This window comes from Kineococcus gurbantunggutensis (assembly GCF_050871925.1).
Taxonomy (GTDB): domain Bacteria; phylum Actinomycetota; class Actinomycetes; order Actinomycetales; family Kineococcaceae; genus Kineococcus.
Window position 1 is genome coordinate 41,866 of sequence record NZ_JBJLSG010000020.1, and the last position, 8,822, is coordinate 50,687.

Sequence of the window (8,822 nt, forward strand, 5' to 3'; positions counted from 1 at the left end):
CCGGGCGCCATCACGGCGGGCGCGAGTTCGGGCATGCTGGCGCTGTGAGGCGGCGACCGCGGCGACGAGACGTCCCTGCCAGCCCACCGGCCGAGCTGCCGGTCGGTGCGGTGCAGCTGGCACGACGACTCCCCGACCCTGAGACGCTGCGCCATCGCGCCCAGGGCCTGGCGATGCTGGACGCCGTGCTGATCGAGGACCGTGACAGCCGCACCTTCGACTTCGACACCGGCTGGGACGCGGACCAGGAGCTGGCCTCCATGGACGACGGCAGCGGCAACGCCTGGTCGATCACCTTCACCCCCGCCGGGACGTGGCTGCGCGGCTTCGACCACGAGAGCCCCATGAGCCCGTGGGTCGAGGAGCACGACCTCGACTGGCTGGCCGCGGTGCCCGAGCCGCTGCGCGAGGTCGCGGCGGAGCCGGCCTTCACCGGCGACGGTCTTCCGCTGGTGAGCGTGGCGTGCTGGCGGCTGCACGGGGACGAGCGCTGGCACCCGGTGCGGTTGCGCGGCTCAGTCGCCTCGGACACCTGCGACGGCTCGGACTGGCTGTTCGCCGAACTCGAAGGTGACGGTGCAGCCGTCGTCGCCCACCTGCAGGAGACCTACGAGGTCGAGGTGGACCGGCACGACGTCGAGCACGTGCTGGCCCTGCAGCCACTGAGCGAGGAGCTGGTGCGCCGCCTCAACCACGAGCGCAGACTGGCAGACCTCGCGCGGGACATCGCGCGGATCGGCTACCCCGTCCCCACCTGAGCCGGTTCGTCACCACCGGGCGAACGTCCAGTCACCTCGCCCTGCCCGCGAGGTCGCGGTCATCAGCGTGAGACGTTCTCCGTCGAGCTCCGGTGGGTGCCCTGCTCGTCGCCGGTGCCCTGCACAGCGGTGACGGGGCTGGCGCCCGGCAGTGTGTGATCGAGTTGAAGCAACGACGGGCGGGGCTGCTCGTGGTGATCGGCGAGGTCCGGGCTGAGGCCTCGACGGCGCGGGGAGCCCGCCCCGGCAGCAGGTGACGACGACCAGCGCTGACGTCAGGTGGCGGATCGGCCGCGGTCACCCCCTCGGCCGGCGACCCGCAGCCGGCCACGCCTCGAGGCGGAGGTGGCGGTGTCGGAGTCCCGAGCCCGATCGGTGACGATCACCGCGTGCCGCTGCCGCAGCAACGCCGCCGCGGGAGCGGCCCGCGCCCGGGCCGGTTCGAGCCGGTGGTGCTCGCGTGTCGTCAGGTGCGTGCAGCGGGCGGCGTGCACCGGGTGGGAGCGCGGGGTTCCCCGGGTACTCCGCCGCGCCTCCAGGCACGGTGACCGGTCCGGTCGACTGGAGCTCGTCCGGCACCGCTTCCAGGCGGGCTTCGACCTCGGCTCGTCGGCGGCGGCCGGAACGGGCACGGTCCTCGTGCCGCGACCGGAGGACGGGACGAGCTCCGCGGACCCGCCTCCCACCCGGACGCGCTCGCCCGGGTGGGAGGCGGTGCACCGGTCAGACCGGATCGCCGAAGTCCGGCACGGGCAGCCGCGCCCCGTCCTGCTTGGCCGACTCGTTGGCGATGATCCCCGGCAGGGTGAAGCGGGCCGCGACCCAGGCGTTGACCGGCGGGTGGACGCGGTCGCGCACCGCCACGACGAAGTCGTCGGCCAGGAAGTGGTGGGCCCCCTCGTGGCCGTTGGGGGCTCCTTCGAACTCCTTCGGCAGCCGGCTGCGGTCGTGCACCTTCGCGGTGCCGGAGCGGAAGCTGCTCAGCAGCGCGGGATCGATATCGCTCAGGTCCTCGGGCGCGTCGGAGTGCTCACCGGCCCGCAGCTCGTCGGTGATGTCCAGGGTCTCGCCCTTGTGGTAGTCCTCGCCCTCGGTCTTGACGGTGACGACCGTGCTGGTGACCGACTGCTCCATGACCTGCTCGGTGCCGTAGAAGCGGAACCGCGACTCCGGACCGCTCCAGTACCCGACCCGGCGGAACTCGTTGGTCCGCATGACCCCGCCGTCAGCGAGCTCGAACAGGGCCGACATGTTGGAGAAGTCGTTGTCCCAGCGCGAGACCGCCTTGTCGAACACGCCGTCGCCGCGGGTGTCGCTGATGCCCGTGCAGCTGACGCTGACCGCGTGGGTCGGCCAGGCTCCCAGCACACCGCCGATGGCGTGGGTCGGGTAGAGCATGGGCGGGTAGCTCGCGGTCTCCTTCCAGTCCTGCCCGCCGCTGTAGCGGTAGGCGGCGTAGAAGCCGTTGTCCATGTCGTGGACGTAGTCGCCCTCGCCGTAGAACACCCGGCCGAACTCACCGGCCGCGATGTGCTCGCGGGCCCAGACGACGGCGGGGTTGTAGTAGCTGGTCTCGCCCATCATGTAGACCAGCCCCGTCTCGCGCACCGCGGCCACGATGGCCTCGACGTCGTCGACGGTGCTCGCCATCGGCACGGCGGAGTAGACGTGCTTGCCGGCGGCCAGCGCCTGGCGCACCAGGGGACCGTGCGACCAGCGCTGTGTCATGATCGCGACCGCGTCGACGTCGGAGGCCAGGGCGTCCTCGAAGCTGTCGAAGGACCCGGCCAGGCCGTGGGTCTCCACGTGCTGCTGGGCACGTTCGGGGACGAGGTCGCTGACCCACACCTCCTCGACGTCGGGGTGCAGTTGCCACAGGGCGATGAAGCTGCGGGCGAACTGGCCGGTGCCGATGACAGCGATCTTCACGAGGGACTCTCCTGCGAGTCGAGGGCGCGGACGGTGAACCCCCAGGATGATCCACGTCGACGCCGTCGGCGACGCGGGGTGCCCCGTCCTCGGCGCCCCGCGGGTCACCACCGGGACTCCTGCGCCCGCGGGCCCGGCGCCGGTCCGGTACCGGTGGGATCCGCCGTCGCTCGTGGAGCACCGGGGGGAGGTCGGTGAGCGAGGCCGGCCCTGCCCGCTGAACCGGTGGTCGCGGCGCACGGCGGGCATCAGCTGATCGCCTGGGCACCCAGGACGGAGAGCAGCTGCAGCTTCTCGTGGCTCTCGGTGCCCGGGACCGCCGTGTAGACCAGCAGCCGGTGCGACTGCTGCGGGTCCAGCAGCGTCTGGCAGTGCAGCTCCAGCTCACCGACCTGCGGGTGCACGAACCGCTTGACCTCGTGCGGGCGCAGCCCCACCTCGTGCGCCTGCCACAGCTCGCGCAGCTCCTCGCTGCTGGCCAGGGCCAGCTCGGCCAGCCGCGCCGCGCGCGAGGCGGGCCCGCGCCGGGTGACCACCTCGCGCAGGCCCGAGGCGTACAGGCGCGAGAGGAACGCGTGGTCGCGCGGGTGGTAGAGCGCCCTGGTGGCCGGGTCGGTGAACCACCGGTACCCCAGGCTGCGCGCCGGGCCGCTGTACCCGGTGGCGTCGCCGGTCAGCGCCACCCCCATCGGGGACTGGCGCAGCGTCTCGCCCAGTTCGGTGACGACCTCCGCGGGGGTGTCCTCCAGGCGGTCCAGCACGCGCAGCAGGCCGGGGCTGACGTGCTCGCTGAGCTCCCCGCGCGCCGGCGGGTGGTGCCCGGCCAGGCGGAAGAGGTGGTCGCGCTCGTCCAGGCCCAGGTGCAGCCCCTGCGCGATGGCGGCGACCATCTGCTGCGAGGGGTGCGGGCCGCGCTCGCGCTCCAGGCGCGCGTAGTAGTCGGTGGACATGTGGCACAGGGCCGCGACCTCCTCGCGGCGCAGCCCGGCGGTGCGCCGGCGCTGCCCGCGCGGCAAGCCCACGTCCTGCGGTTGCAGCGCCTGGCGCCGCCGGCGCAGGAAGTCCGCCAACCCCGCCCTGTCGATCACTGCCACTCCGCTCGTCCGCGCTGCCCGCTCGCCGGTCCCGTCGACACCGCGATCCTGGCACCGGCCGGGCGCGCTCAGCCACGGCCCGCCGATCCCCCCTTGAGCCGGCTCGGCGAGCAGCGGCGGGCTCGGCGGACGCGGTGGCACCAGGGGCGGATCGGCAGGCCCTGGCTGAGCCCGCTCCTGCGGCCGAGGCTGGAAGCACAGCCCGACCGACCAACCGATCCACCGAGGAGGACACCGTGGTCGACTCACCCACCGTCGACACCCGCCGGCCCGAGCACACCGGTCCTGGCGAGGGAGCGACCGGCGCCAGCGCCAGAGCCCGCCGGGTGCTCGGCCTGCCCGACCCCGTGGAGCGCTCCGAGTGGCGCACCGCCGCGCACCGCGCGCTCGAGCGCCTGGGCGGGCCGGTCGGCCTGGCCGTGGCCGCCGCCCCCACGATCGCCTTCGTGGCCGCCGACGCCGCCGCCGGGCTCGGTGCGGCCTTCGCGGCCCTGGGAGCCACCGCGGTGCTCGGCTGCGCGGTGCGCCTGGCCCGCCGCGAGTCGCCCGGCGCCGCGATCGCGGGGCTGCTGGTCGCGGTGGTCTGCGCCGCGGTCGCCGCCCTGACCGGCGAGGCGCGGGCCTTCTTCCTGCCCACCACCCTGCTGCCCGCGGCCTTCATCGCCGCCTACGTCGTCTCGCTCATCGCGCGGCGGCCGCTGATGGGCATCGTCGTCAACCCGCTGGCCGGCGGTCCGCGCGCCTGGCGCGAGCACCGCGACCTGCGCCGGGTGTACACCCTCAGCACGCTGGTCATCTCGGCCATGGCCGGCGCGAACCTGCTCGTGCGGGTCGCGTTCTACCTCGAGGGTCAGCTCGCCGCGCTCGCCGCGCTCCAGGTCGGTGTCCCGGTGCTGTTCGCGGTCCACTTCGCCCTCACCGTGCTCATCGCCCGCCGGGTGGCCGGCAGGTCCGCCGCCGCCCCGCACCCCGGCCCGCTCGCCCCCACCCACCCCTGACGCCGTCCACCCGACGCCGTTCACCCGTTCGTCGTGATCGACAGGAGCAACGCCATGCCTCGCACGCACCAGCTCACCGTGCCCGACCTGTCCGGTCGGCGCGCCCTCGTCACCGGAGCCAGCGACGGGATCGGCTTCGGCATCGCCCGCCGGCTCGCCGCCGCCGGCGCCGAGGTCCTCCTGCCCGTGCGCAACCGCGCCAAGGGCGAGGCGGCGCTGACCCGCATCCGCACCCAGCACCCCGGCGCCCGGGTCTCGCTGCGCGAGGTGGACCTGTCCTCGCTGGGTTCGGTGGCCGCCCTGGGCGAGCAACTGCGCACCGAGGGCCACCCGATCCACCTGCTGGTCAACAACGCCGGGGTCATGCACCCGCCGCAGCGGCAGGTCACCGCCGACGGCATCGAGCTGCAGCTGGGCACCAACCACCTGGGTCACGTCGCGCTGGTGGCGCACCTGCTGCCGCTGCTCACCGCCGGCCGGGCACGCATCACCTCGCAGATCAGCGTGGCGGCGCGCAGCGGAGGGATCAACTGGGACGACGTGAACTGGGAGTCCTCCTACGAGGGCATGCGCGCCTACGGCCAGTCGAAGATCGCCCTGGGCCTGTTCGGCCTCGAGCTGGAGCGGCGCGCCCGGGCCGGCGGCTGGGGCATCACCAGCAACCTCTCGCACCCCGGCGTGGCCCCGACCAGCCTGCTGGCCGCACGCCCGGAGATGGGCAGGCAGCGCGACACCCCGCAGATCGCGGTGATCAGGAGGCTCTCGCGCGCCGGCGTCCTGGTGGGCAGCGTGGACAGCGCGCAGCTGCCCGCGCTGATGGCCGCGACCTCCCCGCACGCGCGCGGTGGACGGCTCTACGGACCCGCCGGGCCGGGTCACCTCGGCGGTGGCCCGGGCGAGCACACCCTGTTCCGCCCGCTGCGCGACACCGGGGCGGCGGAGCGCGTCTGGCGGGTCTCGCAGGAACTGGCCGGGGTCTCGTTCAACGCACCCGCGCCCGCGTGAACGCCGCCGCGCGCCGGCGGTCGCGGGTGGACCGTCGCCGCCGGTGCGCGGGCGCCCCTCGGGCGAGCCCCACCGCCCTGGCTCGGCAAGAGCGCGCTGCTGGAGCGGGCGACCTCGGCGCTGAGCGGCACGCGCCTGCTGCGGGTGGACGGCTACGAGGCGGAGTCCACCATCCCCTTCGCCGCGCTGCAACGCTTGCTGAGCCCGCTGCGCGCCCACCTGAGCGCCCTGCCCGGCCAGCACCAGCGCGCCCTGGGGGTGGCCGCCGGCGCCCTCGAAGGCCCTCCGCCGGAACGCTTCCTGGTCGGGCTGGGCGTGCTGGGCCTGCTGGCCGCGGCCGGGCAGAGCACACCTCCTCGCTCATCGAGCCCTCCGGAACCCCGGCGTGGAAGGACATCCCCTCCTGGTACGTCGTGGCCACCCGTGACGGCCTCATCCCGGTACCGGCGCAGTTCGCGATGGCCGAGCGCATGGGGGCGAGGACCACCAAGGTGCGCAGCTCGCACGTGGTGATGATGAGCCACCCCGACGAGGTCACCGCCGTCATCCGCGACGCGGCCGGCCGGTGAGCACCGTGCACGCCACGTCCCCCGGCACCCCGGCGCCTCATCAACAGCGCCGTCGGCGACCGCAGCGGTGTCGGTGGCGCCACCTAGCCTGGCGCCCGTGCAGCAGCGGATCAGCCTGATCACCCTAGGCGTGCGCGACCTTCAGCGCGCACGCCGCTTCTACGAACAGCTCGGCTGGCGCGGGCAGCAGGTGCAGGAGACCGTCTTCTTCCAGGCCGGCGGCCTGGGCGTGGTGCTGTGGGACCGCGCCGAGCTCGCCGCCGACTGCGCCCTGCCGGACCAGCCGGCACCCGCCTCCCCCGGCTCCCCCGCACCCGGCGGCTTCAGCGGCATCGCCCTGGCCCACAACGTCCACGAGCGCAGCGAGGTCGATCAGGTCCTCACCGCCGCGCAGGCAGCCGGTGCCACCATCACCCGCCCCGCCGCGGTCACCTCCTACGGCGGCTACGCCGGGGTCTTCACCGACCCCGACGGGCACGCCTGGGAGATCGCCCACAACCCCGGCTTCCCCCTGGCCGACGACGGCTCGCTCGTCCTGCCCACCTTCGAGGCCGGCTGAGGGCGGCGGCGGGACCGCGCAGCAGCCCCGGCGAGCACCGCAGCAGCGGGCCTGCCCGTGGCGAACGCGCCGGACGTCAGCGCGCTGAACGCGCCCAGGCGCTGAAGGAGCGCAACGACCCGGTCCCCGGCCGGCGCAGCCACGGCCAGGGGTGGCGCGCCACCACGTCCAGGCGCGCCGCGCGGCGCGCGAACCCCGGCACCGGTGCGTGCGTCACGGCCAGCCGGCGCCCGGCCAGCTCGCTCACCGGGTCCCCCAGGCGCACCTCGCACCCCAGCTCGGCCAGCGTCTCGGCCAGGAACACCAGACGCTTGCCCGACAGGCGCAGCCGCGCCAGCAACGGCTCGTCGAAGACGAACACCGCCGGCAGTTGCGGGTGCGCCACCAGCGCGGGATCTCCCCGGCCCAGGGACTCCGCCGTCAACCACACCGCCTGCGGGTCACCGCTGAGCTCGGCGCGGCGCGGACCCGCACCGCTGTCACCGCCCCAGCCGCGCCCACCGCTCAAGGCCGCCGGCGCCTGCAGGCGGGCACCGGTCTGGACCTCGGGCCAGTCCTGGATCGGGCACGCCCGCTGCAGGGCGCAGGTGCCGCACAGACCCGGCGCACGCGCCTCCACCTGCTGACGGCTGAAGCCGTACACCCTGCCCGTGGCGGTGCCGACCGCCCACTGCCAGCCCAGCCGGTTGGCCGCCGCCGAGCCGTCCAGCAGGTGCCGGTACATCCGGTCCGCTCCCTCGCGCCAGTCACGCCCGGCGCGCACCGCGTACTGCGAGGCCAGCCACATCCGGGCCTGGTTCACCAGCCAGCCGTCCTGGTGCAGCTCGGCGGTGCAGGTGGCCACGCAGGCCATCTCGGCGGGCCAGGGCTCGCGCTCCCACGCCGGCACCGGCACCGGTGAGGGAACGGCGACGGGCTCGGCGAAGCGCAGCGAGCGCGCGGTGGCGGGCCCCAGGCGCGCGTACAGGTGGCGGGCGTACTCCTGCCACAGCAGCTCCTCGCGGAACTTCGCCCGGTCAGCAGCCGGAGCGCCGGCCGCGGCGGCCCACACCGCCGGCAGGGTGAGCAGCCCGTGACGGACGTAGGGCGACAGGCGACTGGTGGCGCGCCGCTGGCGCGGCCACACCCGGCTGCGCCCGGCGGCGTAACCGCTCAGGTCGAGCCCGGCCAGGGCGGCGTCGGCCGCCGCCTGCCCTCCCCGGATCGGTGAGGCCGCCACCGCGCGCGCCGCGCCGGCGCTGGACGCACCCGCCGACCCGGCCTGCGCACCGGCTGTCGGCTGCCCGCCCGGGCCCCTGTTCCCCCCACCGCCCGCCTCACCGCTGGACTCGCAGGTCAGGTGGCCCAGGTGGGCACCCACCCAGGCCAGGAGGCCATCACGCTCGAGCGGTGGAGGCGGCAGCACGGGCACCGCACGATCCTCACCCACCGGCTTGCCACCGGCACCCCGTCCGGTCGGTTCCGGTGAGCGCCGTGCCCTCACGGTGCGGCGTCACGCACACGCCGGTGCCCGGGGTGCGCACCGGCGAGCAGCTGCACCAGGCTGTCCCGCGTGAGCAGCACGCCCGGGGGTCCTGAGCGCCGCGGTCCCCGGGACGGCACCGGGCACGAGACCGAGCAGGAAGTGGCCTTGACCGGTGGTGGGCGCAGCACCGTCACCCGCCGCGGCCACGTGGTCCTGCGCCCCGCAGCGCCCTGGTCACCCTCCACCACCGCCCTGCTGCACCACCTGCACGCCGTCGGCTTCGAAGCCGCACCGCGCCCGGTGGGCACCGGCTTCGCCCCCGACGGGCGCGAAGCGGTGCACTTCGTCCCCGGCGAGGTCGTCCACCCGCGCCCCTGGTCCGATCAGGCCGTGATCGCCGTCGGGCACCTGCTGCGCCGCCTGCACGAGGCGGTCGCCGACTTCA

Annotated in this window: 8 protein-coding genes and 1 pseudogene; 6 read left to right on the plus strand and 3 right to left on the minus strand. The window is 75.1% G+C overall.

The window, feature by feature from the left end:
• Positions 1-173 precede the first annotated feature (173 nt).
• Complete coding sequence (locus ACRYR7_RS05875; protein WP_432571136.1) at positions 174-758, plus strand: hypothetical protein; 585 nt, start codon at positions 174-176, stop codon at positions 756-758.
• Between the two features lie 723 nt (positions 759-1,481).
• Here ACRYR7_RS05875 and ACRYR7_RS05880 read toward each other — a convergent pair.
• Together ACRYR7_RS05880 and ACRYR7_RS05885 are read right to left on the minus strand one after the other, a co-directional pair.
• Positions 1,482-2,687, minus strand: coding sequence for a Gfo/Idh/MocA family protein (locus ACRYR7_RS05880; RefSeq protein ID WP_432571137.1), 1,206 nt, complete (start codon positions 2,685-2,687; stop codon positions 1,482-1,484).
• Positions 2,688-2,935: 248 nt separating this feature from the next.
• Positions 2,936-3,775 carry a helix-turn-helix transcriptional regulator gene (locus tag ACRYR7_RS05885; protein WP_432571138.1) on the minus strand — a complete coding sequence of 280 codons (840 nt, stop codon included), beginning with the start codon at positions 3,773-3,775 and terminating at the stop codon, positions 2,936-2,938.
• A 242-nt stretch (positions 3,776-4,017) separates the two neighbouring features.
• On the opposite strand from ACRYR7_RS05885, the gene ACRYR7_RS05890 reads away from it, so the two are divergent.
• The 4 genes from ACRYR7_RS05890 to ACRYR7_RS05905 all read left to right on the plus strand — a co-directional run bounded on the left by ACRYR7_RS05890 (position 4,018) and on the right by ACRYR7_RS05905 (position 6,912).
• On the plus strand, positions 4,018-4,779 hold the full coding sequence (locus tag ACRYR7_RS05890) for a DUF3159 domain-containing protein (RefSeq protein ID WP_432571139.1): 762 nt from the start codon (positions 4,018-4,020) through the stop codon (positions 4,777-4,779).
• Between the two features lie 54 nt (positions 4,780-4,833).
• Positions 4,834-5,784 carry an SDR family oxidoreductase gene (locus tag ACRYR7_RS05895; RefSeq protein ID WP_432571140.1) on the plus strand — a complete coding sequence of 317 codons (951 nt, stop codon included), beginning with the start codon at positions 4,834-4,836 and terminating at the stop codon, positions 5,782-5,784.
• A 413-nt stretch (positions 5,785-6,197) separates the two neighbouring features.
• Positions 6,198-6,353 (plus strand): hypothetical protein, encoded by a 156-nt coding sequence (locus tag ACRYR7_RS05900; protein ID WP_432571141.1) that lies wholly within the window; start codon positions 6,198-6,200, stop codon positions 6,351-6,353.
• A 97-nt stretch (positions 6,354-6,450) separates the two neighbouring features.
• A complete protein-coding gene (locus ACRYR7_RS05905) occupies positions 6,451-6,912 on the plus strand; it encodes a VOC family protein (RefSeq protein WP_432571142.1) in 462 nt (153 codons plus the stop codon).
• A 76-nt stretch (positions 6,913-6,988) separates the two neighbouring features.
• On the opposite strand, the gene ACRYR7_RS05910 is transcribed toward ACRYR7_RS05905, so the two are convergent.
• Positions 6,989-8,131: an FAD-binding domain-containing protein gene (locus ACRYR7_RS05910; protein ID WP_432571143.1), complete on the minus strand. Its 1,143-nt coding sequence runs from the start codon at positions 8,129-8,131 to the stop codon at positions 6,989-6,991.
• Between the two features lie 333 nt (positions 8,132-8,464).
• On the opposite strand from ACRYR7_RS05910, the pseudogene ACRYR7_RS05915 reads away from it, so the two are divergent.
• Positions 8,465-8,822: pseudogene (locus tag ACRYR7_RS05915) on the plus strand (aminoglycoside phosphotransferase family protein); the annotation flags it as partial.